Source organism: Kineothrix sp. MSJ-39, from assembly GCF_018917935.1.
Taxonomy (GTDB): domain Bacteria; phylum Bacillota; class Clostridia; order Lachnospirales; family Lachnospiraceae; genus CAG-194.
On the sequence record NZ_JAHLPN010000030.1, the window covers coordinates 1 to 15,038 of the forward strand.

General features: G+C 37.2%; 14 protein-coding genes. 13 read left to right on the top strand and 1 reads right to left on the bottom strand.

Annotated features, from left to right (window positions below):
• Window positions 1-171: 171 nt before the first annotated feature.
• The 13 genes from KQI22_RS13220 to KQI22_RS13280 all read left to right on the top strand — a co-directional run bounded on the left by KQI22_RS13220 (window position 172) and on the right by KQI22_RS13280 (window position 13,993).
• The gene (locus KQI22_RS13220; protein ID WP_216553198.1) at window positions 172-723 is read left to right on the top strand and encodes a hypothetical protein; all 552 of its coding nucleotides are present in this window, start codon (window positions 172-174) and stop codon (window positions 721-723) included.
• A complete protein-coding gene (locus KQI22_RS13225) occupies window positions 707-1,060 on the top strand; it encodes a TnpV protein (RefSeq protein WP_216553201.1) in 354 nt (117 codons plus the stop codon). Before KQI22_RS13220 ends, KQI22_RS13225 begins: the two co-directional genes overlap by 17 nt.
• A 79-nt stretch (window positions 1,061-1,139) precedes the next feature.
• On the top strand, window positions 1,140-1,337 hold the full coding sequence (locus tag KQI22_RS13230; protein ID WP_216553204.1) for a hypothetical protein: 198 nt from the start codon (window positions 1,140-1,142) through the stop codon (window positions 1,335-1,337).
• 124 nt (window positions 1,338-1,461) lie between these two features.
• Complete coding sequence (locus tag KQI22_RS13235) at window positions 1,462-1,686, top strand: helix-turn-helix domain-containing protein (RefSeq protein ID WP_216553205.1); 225 nt, start codon at window positions 1,462-1,464, stop codon at window positions 1,684-1,686.
• The gene (locus tag KQI22_RS13240) at window positions 1,686-2,807 is read left to right on the top strand and encodes a hypothetical protein (protein WP_216553208.1); all 1,122 of its coding nucleotides are present in this window, start codon (window positions 1,686-1,688) and stop codon (window positions 2,805-2,807) included. The genes KQI22_RS13235 and KQI22_RS13240 overlap by 1 nt, the downstream gene beginning before the upstream one ends.
• Window positions 2,808-4,694 carry a DEAD/DEAH box helicase gene (locus KQI22_RS13245; RefSeq protein ID WP_216553212.1) on the top strand — a complete coding sequence of 629 codons (1,887 nt, stop codon included), beginning with the start codon at window positions 2,808-2,810 and terminating at the stop codon, window positions 4,692-4,694.
• Window positions 4,695-4,706: 12 nt separating this feature from the next.
• Complete coding sequence (locus tag KQI22_RS13250) at window positions 4,707-6,335, top strand: ATP-binding protein (protein WP_216553215.1); 1,629 nt, start codon at window positions 4,707-4,709, stop codon at window positions 6,333-6,335.
• Complete coding sequence (locus tag KQI22_RS13255; protein ID WP_216553218.1) at window positions 6,335-7,168, top strand: HNH endonuclease; 834 nt, start codon at window positions 6,335-6,337, stop codon at window positions 7,166-7,168. Before KQI22_RS13250 ends, KQI22_RS13255 begins: the two co-directional genes overlap by 1 nt.
• Window positions 7,165-8,331 carry a DNA (cytosine-5-)-methyltransferase gene (gene dcm / locus KQI22_RS13260; protein WP_253293645.1) on the top strand — a complete coding sequence of 389 codons (1,167 nt, stop codon included), beginning with the start codon at window positions 7,165-7,167 and terminating at the stop codon, window positions 8,329-8,331. The genes KQI22_RS13255 and dcm overlap by 4 nt, the downstream gene beginning before the upstream one ends.
• Complete coding sequence (locus KQI22_RS13265) at window positions 8,324-8,767, top strand: very short patch repair endonuclease (RefSeq protein WP_216553221.1); 444 nt, start codon at window positions 8,324-8,326, stop codon at window positions 8,765-8,767. The genes dcm and KQI22_RS13265 overlap by 8 nt, the downstream gene beginning before the upstream one ends.
• Window positions 8,767-9,771, top strand: coding sequence for a DUF3883 domain-containing protein (locus KQI22_RS13270; protein ID WP_216553224.1), 1,005 nt, complete (start codon window positions 8,767-8,769; stop codon window positions 9,769-9,771). Before KQI22_RS13265 ends, KQI22_RS13270 begins: the two co-directional genes overlap by 1 nt.
• A 319-nt stretch (window positions 9,772-10,090) precedes the next feature.
• Window positions 10,091-13,843 (top strand): YobI family P-loop NTPase, encoded by a 3,753-nt coding sequence (locus KQI22_RS13275; RefSeq protein ID WP_216553227.1) that lies wholly within the window; start codon window positions 10,091-10,093, stop codon window positions 13,841-13,843.
• Window positions 13,844-13,852: 9 nt separating this feature from the next.
• Window positions 13,853-13,993 carry a hypothetical protein gene (locus KQI22_RS13280; protein ID WP_216553230.1) on the top strand — a complete coding sequence of 47 codons (141 nt, stop codon included), beginning with the start codon at window positions 13,853-13,855 and terminating at the stop codon, window positions 13,991-13,993.
• A 297-nt stretch (window positions 13,994-14,290) separates the two neighbouring features.
• Here KQI22_RS13280 and KQI22_RS13285 read toward each other — a convergent pair whose 3' ends face one another.
• On the bottom strand, window positions 14,291-14,974 hold the full coding sequence (locus KQI22_RS13285) for a site-specific integrase (RefSeq protein WP_253293646.1): 684 nt from the start codon (window positions 14,972-14,974) through the stop codon (window positions 14,291-14,293).
• Between the last annotated feature and the right edge of the window lie 64 nt (window positions 14,975-15,038).

Sequence of the window (15,038 nt, forward strand, 5' to 3'; positions counted from 1 at the left end):
ATTCCCTCTGCGGATATGGATCATGAAGAAGGTAATTAGACAAAACGATATAGCCATCTACTGGTTAGAAAAAGAAAATCCCTTCTTCTTAATTTGTCCTTGACAAGGGGTACATTTTAGAGCCATGAAAATATACAGTTGAAGGTGGAAGCCCAGAAACTAAATGCCGATGTGGAACAGTTGGAGGAACGTGCGGTAGAGCTTGCCGGACAGATAGAGCAGCTCGAAGCAAAGGAGAAAGTGCAACAGGATAGAATAGATAAATACGGCATCAGAGCCGATGGGATTGATAAGATATCAAAGGAAGTGTCAGCAGAGGTCAAGAATGTTAAGGCTGCGGCTACACCCATTAAATCCATATTTGGTGGCGAGGAGTATGTCAAGGTTAAGAAGTCCGAATGGAGCCGGATCGTGGCGACATTTGAGAAAGCACTTACAAGAAACAAACTGTTGGATAAGTATGAGGCAAAGATAGCCGAGCTTGAGAAGACCGTGGACTATCTGAAAACACGGATGGAGAAATTCGCAAATCGTATAAAAGAAATGAAGAAATTTCTGACGGAGAAGAACCTGCTGCATGAGTTCCTGTATCTGACGAGAAAACCGGAACAGGAAACTATGCAGGACAGGATAGACAGGAAGAATGCAGAGGCAAGAGCAAAGAATAAGCAAGCTGACCAGGATGGTCGGAGAAAGAGAGGTATTTATGAACATAACATATAGCATGGAAGGGGATTATTTAATTCCAGATATATTTGCAAACGAGGAGCCAGAGCAGGCACTAACTAAGTATGGTATGCTCCGAGAGAGTTTTCTGAAAAATCATCATAAGGGCATTTACACAGGAAAGCTGCTGGCTGGCACATTGAAAGAGCACTGTCTTGATATACAGGTTCAGGCAGAAAATATGACAGAACAGCTCACAAAGCAGCTAATGGCGGTAGAAGGTATTAGTGAAGATTTGAAAAGCTATGATCAGATGGAATGGGTACGCAGGATGAATTCGATAAGAAATAGGGTGGATGAAGTAGTGCTGACAGAGGTTGTATATAAGATATAATCGATTACCTGTTCAAATCAGTAAGGCATACAAGATCCAAGGGTGAGATAATGAGTTTGGTTGAAAGAGGTGAGCAGGCATGGCACAGGTTAATATGGAAAATCTAACAAAAGAAGCACGGATGACATATATATCTGCGGATTTTATTGAACAGACTGAGGAGCAATTACATGCTGCTGAGACAGAGATCTGGGAGAATATGGATAAGATGAAAGATATGTCGCCGGTTGAACGATTTCAGTTTGAGCGGGGGATATATGATAAATTTGTTGAATAGTTAATTCGATTTTCCCCGGGGAAATAATAAATTTAGGTTTGTAAAGATTCATGTTTACTAGAGAGATGTTGTGCTGTATAATAATGGTGTTTGATGTAACATTATTGAGATTACGAGGATTGACATGAGAGTATCATATAACGGGCTTTGGAAGTTATTAATAGACAAAAATATGCAAAAAAAAGATCTGATAGAAAAGCTGAGTCTTAGCTCGACTACTGTAGCTAAGATGGGAAAAGGCGAAAAGGTCTCAATGGATGTACTTGAAAAGATTTGCAAATATTTCAATTGTAATATTGGTGACATTGTTTGTTTTGAAGGAATCAGTACGAATGATGAGGTGAAGTGATGTTTAGCGGGGATAAAAAAAGAACCGGATTGATTGTTTCGTATTTTTTGTCGAGATGTAATAGACAGGCATTAGATGCATTGGGGTATAAGAACTTTACAGAAGCCTTTAATGGTATTGGAGATCTGCTTAATGAGAATCCAAACAATATAAAAAACATGAGAGATGAATTTGATCCTTACTTTGATAATGGTAGACGTGGATGGTATCAGAGAGAACTGCGTGTATCCAGACAGGAAATTTTTGATGAACTTGCTAATTTATCAGATACGGAAGTTGAGAATCTCGTTAAGAAACTTTTAGGTATGGCTAAAGATGGAGTTATTATGGAAAATACGGAGTTATTAAAAGATTTGGGCGCACTGATCAGACAATCTACAATTCATTATAATCAGGATTTTGTGTGGCAGGATGTGGAATTGACAGAAGAATTCAAGGACGCCTATGAGGAGTACTTGGATAAGAATAATTATAAAATCGAATTTTTCTCGGCGACATCTGTGATAACGACACCGACAACAAAGAACATATTTGTGCCTAATCAATGGTTTGTTATAGCGTCATATGCAGTTGGAGTATATTCAGAGCTGCATAAATATAAGGCATATTTTGAACGTGTGACAGAATCCAGAAATGAGCGGCTGGATACCTATGCAAAGCTTTTGAGAGATAATGCATCTATGGTTGACAAGACTGCGTTTATTGATTCAGGGAAACGAGTTATTTTGGTTGAGCGCAACAATGCTAATGCTGCAGAAAAAGCGGCTAAAAGATTATGGAGATTTGTTACTGATTATTCATGGTGGTCAGGACAAAAAACAGTTGACAGAGGAGATTTTTATCTTTCGGTTGTATTAAATATGTTAAATCTTGTTAATGCAAGTCAGGGATACGTGGGAGATATTGTTAATGCATACGGTTCAGACGATCATCTAATGTCTTTGACGAAGAATTTGGGCGTATTTACTAAGAATATGGAAGGAAAAACATATGATATTCCTATTCACCCTGAGATGACAGAAAAGGAAATCAATGATAGTAACGATGATGTCGAGGCGACTACAGGGCCGCACAGAATAAAAATATCTGCAAACAGTATTAAAAAGTTGGGAGGAAGGTAGATGCAAGGCAGATGGTCGATTCAGGACAATCATATTGCGTTGACTGTTGGAAACGAAATGCTTCATCCAAGTGCTGATGAGCTTTATGCTGTGTTAGGTAAGACGGAAGAGAGTTTTATAGATGGGATTGAATGTGAAGTTATAGAGGATGCATTTCCTTCTATAAGGTTTTCAAAGATTGGCTCAGATATAAGATGCAGGCTCAGTAATAGCGGTAGTGATATAAAGGTGGAGTTGTACTGTGAAAGAAAAGGGAAGGAAGTTCATGTTGATGTCATACAGGGACTGATTGTTGATCAGTGCATTACAGAAACCGAATGGTTTTATGTTACAGGCAGCACAGAGGAAATAGAAAAATTGTTTTCGACTGCCGGAATTGAAGAATGCGGCAAAATAACAATTTCCCAATATATAGAAATAATAAGAAATGCTGGGGCACTGTTATCAGGCACTTTATTAAATATGGTTGAAACCAGCTTGCTAGATAAGCCGATTGATTGTAGTTTGAATGTGCCTAAAGGAATAAATGCGACTCTTTATAAGTATCAGAAAACAGGATATCTATGGATGAAATATATGCTGAATGAAAATGGCGGGTGTATCCTTGGTGATGAAATGGGTCTTGGTAAAACTTTGCAGGTTATTACATTGATGCAGGAATACAAAAACCAGAATGACATACCAATGCTCGTAGTGGCACCAGTTTCATTACTTCATAATTGGAAGAATGAGTGTGCAAAATTTGCACCGGGATTAAAAGTATTGATTCATCATGGAGCAAAACGAACTGGGAGATATAAAGAACTTGAGCTATATGATGTGGTTGTCATTTCGTATAATACTGCAGTTGGTGATACAGCGTTATTATCCATGATACCGTGGAAACTGGTGGTTTTGGACGAAGCGCAGAATATAAAGAATCCGGATAGTGAGCGTACTCGTTATGTAAAAAAGATTCCTAGAAATAAATGTATAGCGGTATCAGGTACACCATTTGAAAACCATGTTATGGATATCTGGTCTCTGGTTGACTTTATAATGCCAGGCTTGCTGGGGACTCAGAGGGAATACTCAGAATACATATCTGATGATTTGTATGGCGCAGATAAGATAGAACCTATTTTGAGTCCCATGATGATTAGAAGAATGGTTTTAGATGTGGCGTCGGATCTTCCGGAAAAGGTTGTTATACCTCAGCCGATAGAAATGTCAGATGAGGAAAGCTGTAGATATGAGGAATATCGAAAAGAGGCATCGGGGCAGAGTGAAACATTGGGATTGGGAGCATTACAAAAACTAAGAATGTTTTGTACGCACCCACAGTTGTGCGATGAGGAGTTAATATCGGATCCATATGTTTGCTCAATAAAATACCAACGTATGTGTGAAATACTTGGAGAAATAATAGAACGTAATGAAAAGGTGATTTTGTTCACTTCATATCAAAAGATGTTTGATATTTTAGAAAGGGATATCCCTATGCGATTTGATATTCCGGTCATGAAAATAAATGGAAATACGCCGGTTGAAGACAGGCAGGATATAGTTGATCATTTCAATCATTATTATGGATGTATGTTGCTTGTATTAAATCCCAGAGCTGCTGGAACGGGGCTTAACATAACAGCTGCTAATCATGTTATTCACTATAATTTGGAGTGGAATCCGGCATTGGAGGATCAGGCTTCAGCAAGAGCGTATAGAAGAGGACAGGAAAAAACAGTATTTGTTTACAGATTATTCTATAAAGATACGGTTGAACAAATAGTAAATGAAAGAATTGACAGGAAAAGAGAGATGGCAAAGGCTGCAATTGTTGGAACAGACGGAAAGAATGAAAATAGAGAAGATATCATTTCTGCGCTGAACATTTCACCGATAAAATAGGGGAGGATTACAATGATTAAAACAACAGTTAATTCAAATCAGGAAGTATCACAGGAGATTATTTGCCCGCCAGACCCGGAACGCATTGTGGAAGGGTTGAGAGACACCGGATATAACTTTAATACGGCAATAGCGGATATAATTGACAATTCGATTGCAGCGCATGCTACGAAAGTAGATATTAAGATTAATATGGATCCGGCTGGTGATATTACAGTGTATATTGCTGATAATGGAATTGGAATGGACCTTGAGGGTTTGCGTAACGCAATGACCTATGGATCCAAGGTCAGAGCTGATCTTGGAAGTCTTGGAAAGTTTGGGTTAGGTCTAAAAACTGCTTCAACTGCGTTTTGCCGATCACTATCGGTTATATCAAGAGGACAGAATGATCCTCAAATTAGAAAGTCAGAATGGGATCTGGATTATGTTGCCCAGGTACACGAGTGGAAACTAAAAATGCCAGAAGTTGATCCGGATGAGCAGGACTTACTGGAAGCAACGACAGGAAGTGGAACAGGAACCCTTGTAGTGTGGAGAAAAGTCGATAGATTACTAAAGAATTATAGCAACAAAGGAAATGCCCAGAATGCATTAAAGAGGCGTATAGAGGGTTTACAGTTTCATGTTTCCATGGTATATCAGAGATTTCTGGACGAGGAGGATGACAGAGCCGCTAACGTAAAGATTTCTATCAATGGAATGAACATAGAAGCATGGGATCCTTATGCAAGAAGTGAGAAATTAACCGAACTTCTTGCTGAAGAAGAGGTACCGGTAGAACTGCCGGACGAAACGGTATCATCGGTGACTATAAGGGCATACCTGTTACCTAATAAAGACAGTTTTTCTACGCCAAAGGCAACTAAAGATGCTCGTATAAGTAATGATATGCAGGGATTTTATGTATACAGGGAAAATAGACTTATTCATTACGGGGACTGGCTTGGTTTGTTCATAAATGAGCCACATGGATCGCTTTTAAGGGTGGAGTTTTCTTTTGACCATAATCTTGATACGGCATTTAATGTGGATATTAAGAAATCACGTATACTTCCGGCGGAAGAGATACTTGATTATTTAAAAAACTTTATTACACCTTCAAGACGTGCGGCAGATGAACGCTATCGAAGAGGAACGGCAAAAAATGTGGCTAAGCAGGCCGAACAACGGGATGCTCATGCAGAGTCAAATAGAAATATTGAGGAAAAAGCAAAATCGGTAGAGGCTGCTAAAATAACGGTCACGCAAGGGGATGAAGTTCAGATCGAGAATCAGAATGGAACATTCCATCATAAGATAGCAATCATTTCTAATCCAAAGCCGGGGCAGGTAAGGGTAATAACAAAACCGGATCTCGAATACGGACAGTTATGGGAACCATGTATTGCAGATGGAAAACATGCAGTACAGATAAATCAAAGTCATCCATATTATCAAAAAGTGTATTCGCCAATTTTGGCGCAAAATGTCATGGTTACAGGAATGGATGCATTGCTATGGGCTTTGGCAGAAGCGGAGCATAAAACATATAACGAAGAAGTGAAAGAACAGTATGAGGAAATGCGTGTTGCAGTATCGAGAATACTAAAAACGCTGGTGGCTGATTTGCCAGATCCGGAAGAAGAGGATGAAGAGTAATGGACGAAAAGAGCCAGAGCATAAAGCAAGACTTAGAAATCTTTTATGATGTTCCATTTGAAGTTAGTATGAGGATGGAGTATAAAGATCCGGTTTACTGTATTACGCCGCAGAACTATTTAGGAGAATTGTTTGAAGTGAAAATTCATTTTAGACAAAAAATCCGAATGATAGTTGAAATAGAACCGCAGAAATATGCGGCATCCATGATTGAGGAAATTAATCATCCGGATGAGGAAAGAAAAAAATTATTTTTAGCTTATGCAGAGCAGATAAACAGAAAATGTTCAAAATTTGAGTTCTTTGTGAATCAGAATCTGGCAGATATAAGTACGCCTGGAGTATGGGAAGAAAAGTGGAACAGTTTTAGAATAAGGGCAACACAGATAATAGAAGATTCTCTTGATGATACGGATGAAATTAATCTTATGCGGGAATGGGCAAGGTTGTTTGTTGGCCTGATTTTGGCGCTGCTGAAAATAGAACAGATAGGGCAACTAGGAGTGACTGAAGGTAAAATGTCTCAGGTATTGCAGAATAAATATGAAAGAAATCCTGTTAACAGAGAGCTTTGCCTAAGTGCAAATGGATTCAAATGTAAAATATGTGAATTTGATTTTGAGAATGTATATGGAAAAATCGGGCATGAGTTTATCCACGTACATCACATAGAGATGGTTTCAGCACATGGAGGGGAATACTATTTAGACCCTGTGAATGATATGATTCCGGTTTGCCCGAATTGCCATGCGATGTTACATAGAGAAAATCCACCTATTAAACCGGATAAGCTTCGCGAAATAATTGTTAACCAAAAAGGAGAACTATCATGAGTAATTTGGCTATTGATATCAAAAATAGAAGAGAAGAATTGGGACTTACTGTTAAGGAAATGGCTGATTCTATTGGATTATCAAAAGATGGAGATAGAGTTTTAAGGTTGTGGGAAAGCGGTAATGGAAGACCGGATAAGCGGGTGTTTAGAAGAATAATGTCATTTGCTGATAACCGGCCTTTTGCGAAAGAAGTTGCAGCCCCTACGTTTAAGTTTATAGATTTATTTGCCGGAATAGGCGGAATCAGGATTCCGTTTCAGGAGCAGGGAGGACAATGTGTGTTTACTTCTGAATGGGATCGCTTTGCACAAAAGACATATCAGATGAATTTTGGTGGAGAAATATATGGAGATATTACAGAGGTAAACATCAGTGAGGATATACCGGATTTTGATATTCTCTTAGGTGGATTTCCGTGTCAGCCATTTTCACAGGCAGGCTTGCATAAGGGGTTTGCTGATACCAGAGGTACTCTGTTTTTTAATATAGAGGAAATTATTGCGGAGAAAAGACCAAAGGCTTTTTTACTTGAGAATGTGAAACAGCTAAAGGGTCATGATCATGGAAGAACATATAAGGTTATTGAAGAACATCTGAAAAATCTTGATTATACAGTATCGTCTGCTGTTCTCAGGGCAGGAGACTTTGGAGTTCCACAGAATAGAGAAAGAATTTATATTGTTGGATTTGATCGTGAAAGATTTAATCTTCCCAAGGATTACCAGTTTGCGTTCCCAGTGCCTCCGAAAACTCCAACAAGATTGGGAGATATTTTAGAAAAAAATGTGGATCCTAAATATACCATTAGTGAAAAGCTTTATGAAGGGCATAAACGGAGAAAAGAAGAGCATAAAAAGAAGGGAAATGGATTTGGCTTCTCGTTATTTAATGAGGATTCAGAATATACAAATACATTAAGCGCCAGATATTATAAAGATGGAAGTGAAATCCTTATAGATCAGGGAGAAAACAAGCGCCCGCGGAAACTTACGCCAAGAGAGTGTGCACGCTTACAAGGATTTCCGGAAAGTTTTATAATTCCGGTTTCGGATACTCGGGCATATAAACAGTTTGGAAATTCCGTTGCAGTGCCTGTTATTAGAGCAATAGCAAAGAATATGATTAATACGTTGGAAGATTTGGAGAATAGTAATGTCTGATGTTTTAACGAAGGAACAACGTCACAGGAATATGAGCAATATAAGATCTAAGGATACAAAAATTGAATGTATTCTCAGGAAAGCTTTGTGGTCACGTGGCATTCGATATAGAAAGAATTATTCGGCATTGCCAGGAAAGCCGGATATAGTAATTAAAAAGTACATGATTGCTATTTTCTGTGACAGTGAGTTTTTTCATGGAAAAGACTGGGATTCACTTAAGTCAAGGCTTCTAAAAGGGAATAATGGCGATTTTTGGGTCAATAAGATATCGAAAAACATATCTAGGGACGAGGAAGTGAATAAGCAGTTAAAAGCTTTGGGATGGACCGTGCTCAGGTTTTGGGGGGCTGATATAAAGAAAAATACAGGCGATTGTCTTAAAACCATAGAGGAGGCTGTATTTGAGGCTGAAATAGGGAAGGAGGATTGGTGATGAATTCAACGGGTGTATTTACAGAAGACATGAAGGATTTTTTTGGGGCGTCAGATGGCGCTTATACTGCGTTTACGAGTGTTGAAATAAAAAAAGGTACTTTCAATGTAAAAAGTGTAATAAGAGGACTTTTAATTGATAAACTTGGGAGAGAGAATATTCCTGTAGTGAATGTTTCAGCAAAACAGACTATTGAATTTCAGGTTTGCAATAAAGCAAAGATCTATGGGAAGGATAAGATTGATATCCCATGTAAGTTTTCAAAAAGAGATAGCGATGAAATGACAATCTATTTTAATACGGCAATAATAGATATCTTTAATGCTGAGGCAGGGGATTATTGGTACATATATTTTAAAGAATCAAATATTCCGATTGTTGGAATTATGTCTAAGGATAAGTGGGATGATTTGTTTGATTTGGCTGAGGACGCAATTGTTGAACCGGATGAAAAAGAGGGGAAAGAGCTAAATTACACAGGCGATGTTTCAAAAATGACGTTGTTGGAAGAGGAGGCTCCGGAAAGATCCGCTGTACAATTAATTATGGACAAAACCAAGGTAAGAAAAAGTCTTAGTGCAGAAAAAGCCGCACTCAAGGAGAAAAATCGAAAGAAGAAAGGTGATAGGGGCGAAGAAATTGCCATTGAAATTGAAAAACGCCGGCTAGAAAAAATGGGAAGGTCGGATCTTGTCTCTAAGATAACGCATGTTGCTAAAAACAAAGACGGATTAGGCTATGATATTATTTCGACGGATATTGATAATGGTGGTAATGAGGTTGAGATATATATTGAAGTAAAAGCAACTTCTGGTGATAAAGATATGCCATTTTATGTGACGGCGAGAGAGCTGGAAGTTTCACAGAAGTACCAGAAACTATATTATATATATAGAATATATGGGCTTAAAGAAGATGCGGACAATGCAAAGTATTATAGGATGGCTGGTGCGATTGATGATAATTATGAACTTAAACCAACTGAGTATAGAGCTAAACGTTAAATTGGAATTGACATCAGCGATTATCTGAATAGAATCAATAAACACATAATAAATGGATTACGCGAGGATCTATCATTAAATTAATAGGCAGATGAAAGATGTTGTATTTAAAGAAATAGCAGGTGCTAGGCTCCATGAAACATCTCATAGAAAAAAGTATTCTGAGTGAAAAACACTCCGGCAACATACAGCTGATGAATAATTCAGATAAAAGTAGTGATAATATACTCCGGTAGAGTAGTCGAACTACAGGATAAAATCAAAAGTCCATAGTATCTGATTTGTATTGAACCACGATATTAAAAGAAAGGAAAAGCTTATGATGAAGAAACGAAAGATAAAATTAATAATAGCCAATGTTTTTATGCTTTTCCATAATTGGAAAATTGCAATAAAGAATGTTTTCCTTCGTGGTGAAGATATATTGAAGTTAAATGTCAGTGATACGACTGATTATGGATATGTAGGACTTGGTCCAACCAATGATGCAGAGAATGTATCGGAATATTTGAGGGCTATGGAATGGGCAATAAATGATAAAAATGTTACAAACATAGCTCTTGCTGGACCATACGGAGCAGGTAAAAGTAGTATTATTAATACTTTTCTGGGAAAACATCCAAGCATAAGGTATATTAATATTTCACTAGCAACATTTAGAGAAAATGAACAAGAGGAGATAGATGCTGACAGAGAAAGCTTTGAGAAACTATTAGAAGAGAGTATTCTTAAACAGCTATTTTATAAAGTACATTACTCAAAGATACCTCAAAGCAGGTACCGCAAACTTCATAAAGTTTCGTTTGGGACAAGTTTACTGCGTGTATTATTTACACTGGCGTTGATTGCAAGTTTTACTTTTCTTCTTGCACCTTTAAAGATTCAGGAAGCGATCAGTGCATATTCAGACACTATGTCAAGTCTTCTTGACTGGAATGAATTACAGCAGATGGTTTTTGCTGGCGGTTTTGGGCTAATCATAATAATGATTATGACCAGCTTGTATAGATGGATAAATACAAAGTGGAAATCCATAGAGATTAATGTGGCAGATAAAGCAGTTATTAAGGCAGATGAAGTGGGTGAGGCTTTATCTCTTAATAAAAATATGGATGAAATTTTGTATTTTTTTGAGGAAACTAATTATTCACTTGTGGTGATAGAGGATCTTGATAGATTTGATACACCGGAAGTTTATACGAAACTCAGAGAAATAAATAAGATTATCAATGAATATAATTCTATTAAAAGAAGAATCGTATTTATATATGCGCTGAAGGATGACATTTTTCATAATGAGGATAGAACTAAATTCTTTGACTTTATTATACCTGTTATTCCGTATATCGATGCTACAAACTCTGGAGAATATTTAAAAAAGAGATTGGCTGAAATCAAATCTACAGGGATGTCCTTTGATATTACAGAAGAGTATATAATGAATGTAGCTCCTTTCATTTCAGATATGAGGATACTTAACAGTATTTGCAATGAATTTATTGTTTTTAAAAAGACTATAAAAGATAGCCAGGATCTTGGAAAACTCCAAGATATTCAAATGCTGTCTATTATGGTTTTTAAGAATATGTATCCCGAAGAATTTGCATTGTTGCAGGGATCTGATGGGATTATTAAACAAGCGTACAGTGACAGAAATGTTTTTATAAAAAAGACATCGGCAGATTTGCTAAAAGAAATTGAAGATGCTGAAGCAGAAAAGCGAAAATCAGATAGTCAGGGACTACTGTCTGTCGATGATGTAAAGCTCGCATTTATCCAGAGACTTGTTGGCGAAAAGGGTGTTTTAACCAAAATTCAGGGGACTGAAAAGACGGTTACAAGGAGTGATATTCTAAAAGGTGATTTTTCGCTATTGCAAATCGGCGCAGGATCAGCAACGGTATATTATCGGCCGACTGATTATTATTATAGTGAGGAATCAGAAAATATAAAAGATATAGAAAAGTTGCGGTGTTCAGATGGTGTGACTTATTACGAGAAGTGTGACAGGGCAATTGCAAGAGATAAGAAGCGTAGGAAACAGATTTCTCAAAACTTATTGGATAAGCAAAGGCAACTTTATGAACTGCGTTCTCGGTCAATGAAAATGCTTATAAAGGAATATGGGGCAGATGAAGTATTAGGAGAGGATGTAAGAAAAAACAAGCTGCTTGTGTTTATGCTTAGACATGGATATATCGATGATACTTATCAGATGTATATAAATTATTTCTTACCGGGAAGTATTACGTCGGATGAGTTGAATTTCATTATTAATGTACGTAATTATACAGGCACCGCAGATTGGGATTATAGAATTATCCATCCTAAAAATGTTATTAGCCGTTTGTTTGATTATGAGTTTGAACAGCAGAAAGAGTGTCTTAATTTTGATTTGGCAGAGTTTTTTTATGGCGATGATAAGAAATCAGAAAAGAAAACAGGATTTACAAAGCAACTGGCAAAAGACGATGAAGAAAGTAGAAGATTCATCAAAGAGTATTATGTGCGAGCGAAGAATAGAGCTGAGTATATAAGTAGCATCACAAAAGAAAAGCCACTGTTCTGGTTTGATATATGTTCTGACGATAGCCTTGGATATCAGGATAAAGTTACATATTTAAAAGACATCTTTATGTATCTTAGGGGTGAGGACATTGTTTTACAAGATACAGCAGCTAATGAAGAGGATTCGGATTTTTCGATATGTTCATTTATAGTTAGATCGGACGAGGTGCTTGAACAATTACAAGATGCTGGCGCTGAGAAGGTTGTGACAGTACTGACACAGATAAATGCCAAGTTTAAGAATATTAATATACTGACGGTAGATGCGAAGATTATTAGGGGCGTTTTCTCAAATGAATTGTTCGAAATATCGCTTGTTATGCTTCAGAGGTATGCAGATTTTATTGCCGGTGAAATAGTTGAAAGTTTTGAATCTAATATATACACATATATATTAGAACAAGGCGATACACAAGTAATAGAGTACCTTGATCGTAATATAAGTGAATTAGTTACAGAGGTAATTTTGCCTACTGAGGCTAATACAAGAGAAGATATAGACACAGTGTATAGATGCATAAAACTTCTTGATTATAACGAATCTTTATCTATTCAGCTTATTCAAAAGATGGAAGTTGTAATGAAAAATTTGAAGAAATGGATTGATACTATAAAAGATCAGCGAAGAGATGTAAAGAAGATAGTTGATGCTTTTTTCGCTGAAAACAAGATAATAGCATCTATTGAAAATCTTGATGCATACAAAGCAATGTATTCATTTTCAGCTGTGCTTTGCGATTTTGTTGATGAAAATATAGATGTTCTCCTTTCGGACGAGAAACTTGATGATGCGCATGCAAAAGAATTTTTAAAGAAAGATATCAAGGACGAAACTATTGAAAAAATTCTACAAAATTATCAGATGGAATCATTTAGTGAGAGCTTAAATAGCTACCGTGATAATGTTGTTCAGGCGATGATTAAGCTAAAATATTTCAAGTATACAAGAAGCAGATATAATGAAATCTTTTCCGCATTTTCAAATATGCTACCAGCGTTTGTTGAATGTTATTGGGAGGAATTTGAACCAGAAATTCCAAGCATAACCTTCGATTTAGCAACACTAGACAGTTTTATTGAATCGGATCTCGACGATGAGAAGAAAGCAGTATTTCTTAGCAAAGCAGAGGCTTCGCAAATGACGAATGCAATGTTGTCATTTGTAAGGGATACAAATGTAAGCATTTCTAAAAAGTATGTGCAAGCAGCTTGGAATAAGTTGGAAGAGAAAGATAGACCCCAATTTATGGTTAAGTTTTTCTCGAAATTTGCTATTAATGAGCTCCAAAATATGTTTTTACAAATGCCGAAAGAATACTACGCATTACGACAAGAGAACGGATGGCATGAAGTATTACTTGAGAAAAATTCTATAAACGAATCTCTTTGCAAAAAGCTTTTGGCTGCTAATTACATTTCTTCTTATGACATAAAGAAAGAGAAGAGTAGTTTGTTTGCTAGCGATATCGAGAAATATGTTGCAAGAGTAAAAGCCAAAAGGTAGGTGATGAACATGAAATTACGAGATATACAAGCCGTAGAATGGGCGCGGGAACAAAAGAAGAAAATAACAGATGATAAAAACAGACGTATCGCAGATGCGCTCATGGAGACGATGACACCTATGATTTTAAAGAGTGGTGCACGGAAATAGAATGGGTACAATTTGGGTACACCAGAAATTCAACCACATAAATAATATACAAAACCGTATCAAAATGATACGGTTTACAAACATAAAATTACTACTTTCATAAGAAAAATCGAACCTGAAAAAGAATTTGAGTAGAAGCCACAAGTCTTGGAACCCGCTAAACAAGCGGCTTCCGAGACTTTTTCTTTTGCTCTGCTACTAATTTGCTACTAATAGCAACTACTCTTTTTTCTATCATTTTCAGTTGGTTGTCATTGACTTTAATAGCAAGAAACCCTGATGACTGCTGGATTTCTTTTAAATGATTTTTCTTTGTGGCATCTGGATGATTTTCCCTGATGCGGTATTTGGTGGTACTAATGCAGGTCCGAACTGAGGTCTGATTGTCACATCTGAGCCGTTGTCCTGAGTCTGAGATACTTCACAGGTGATATCTGTTGCTTCAAGCAGAGGGTTATCAGATGGTGGTTCAGGTGTTGGCGAATCTGTTGCCTGTAATGATTCCAGACTATGCACAAGCTCCTGCTGTTTATGTGGAAACAGGTGGGAGTATGTGTTAAGTGTTGTGGATACCTTTTCGTGTCCGAGCCTGTCTGCTAACATCAGGGCATCACAGCCCTGATTAATAAGTAAACTGGCGTGCGAATGCCTGATATCGTGGATTCGTATTTTCTTTATACCTGTGTTTTTACAACCTCTTATCATCTCGTGTGAGAGATATGATTTTGTTACCGGGAACAGCCTTTCGTCTGCGTCAAGCATATATCTTGACTGGATATAGTCTGATAGTTCCTGGCAGAGAAAATCCGGAATCGGAATCTTTCTCTTGCTTTTTCTTGTCTTAGGTGATGTAAATACATCTTTTCCAGAGTGTGTGAATAAAACTCTGTAAATGTAATCTTCTATGATAATGATTGGGCTGAAGGCTCTCAAATGAGCATTCAGCCCTTGCTTTATATATAACAGTGTCGATTCGAGCATGTCAAGAGCAGGCGAAAATTTCCGCCTGTAAAACAAGCTTTAAAGTTACTATTCGGGCAATCGG

Excerpts from the sequence above, each read along its gene's own strand:
- KQI22_RS13225 (WP_216553201.1), top strand. The coding sequence starts at position 707 with ATGAACATAACATATAGCATGGAAGGGGATTATTTAATTCCAGATATA.
- KQI22_RS13230 (WP_216553204.1), top strand. The coding sequence starts at position 1,140 with ATGGCACAGGTTAATATGGAAAATCTAACAAAAGAAGCACGGATGACA.
- KQI22_RS13235 (WP_216553205.1), top strand. The coding sequence starts at position 1,462 with ATGAGAGTATCATATAACGGGCTTTGGAAGTTATTAATAGACAAAAAT.
- KQI22_RS13240 (WP_216553208.1), top strand. The coding sequence starts at position 1,686 with ATGTTTAGCGGGGATAAAAAAAGAACCGGATTGATTGTTTCGTATTTT.
- KQI22_RS13245 (WP_216553212.1), top strand. The coding sequence starts at position 2,808 with ATGCAAGGCAGATGGTCGATTCAGGACAATCATATTGCGTTGACTGTT.
- KQI22_RS13250 (WP_216553215.1), top strand. The coding sequence starts at position 4,707 with ATGATTAAAACAACAGTTAATTCAAATCAGGAAGTATCACAGGAGATT.
- KQI22_RS13255 (WP_216553218.1), top strand. The coding sequence starts at position 6,335 with ATGGACGAAAAGAGCCAGAGCATAAAGCAAGACTTAGAAATCTTTTAT.
- dcm (WP_253293645.1), top strand. The coding sequence starts at position 7,165 with ATGAGTAATTTGGCTATTGATATCAAAAATAGAAGAGAAGAATTGGGA.
- KQI22_RS13265 (WP_216553221.1), top strand. The coding sequence starts at position 8,324 with ATGTCTGATGTTTTAACGAAGGAACAACGTCACAGGAATATGAGCAAT.
- KQI22_RS13270 (WP_216553224.1), top strand. The coding sequence starts at position 8,767 with ATGAATTCAACGGGTGTATTTACAGAAGACATGAAGGATTTTTTTGGG.
- KQI22_RS13275 (WP_216553227.1), top strand. The coding sequence starts at position 10,091 with ATGATGAAGAAACGAAAGATAAAATTAATAATAGCCAATGTTTTTATG.
- KQI22_RS13280 (WP_216553230.1), top strand. The coding sequence starts at position 13,853 with ATGAAATTACGAGATATACAAGCCGTAGAATGGGCGCGGGAACAAAAG.
- KQI22_RS13285 (WP_253293646.1), bottom strand. The coding sequence starts at position 14,974 with ATGCTCGAATCGACACTGTTATATATAAAGCAAGGGCTGAATGCTCAT.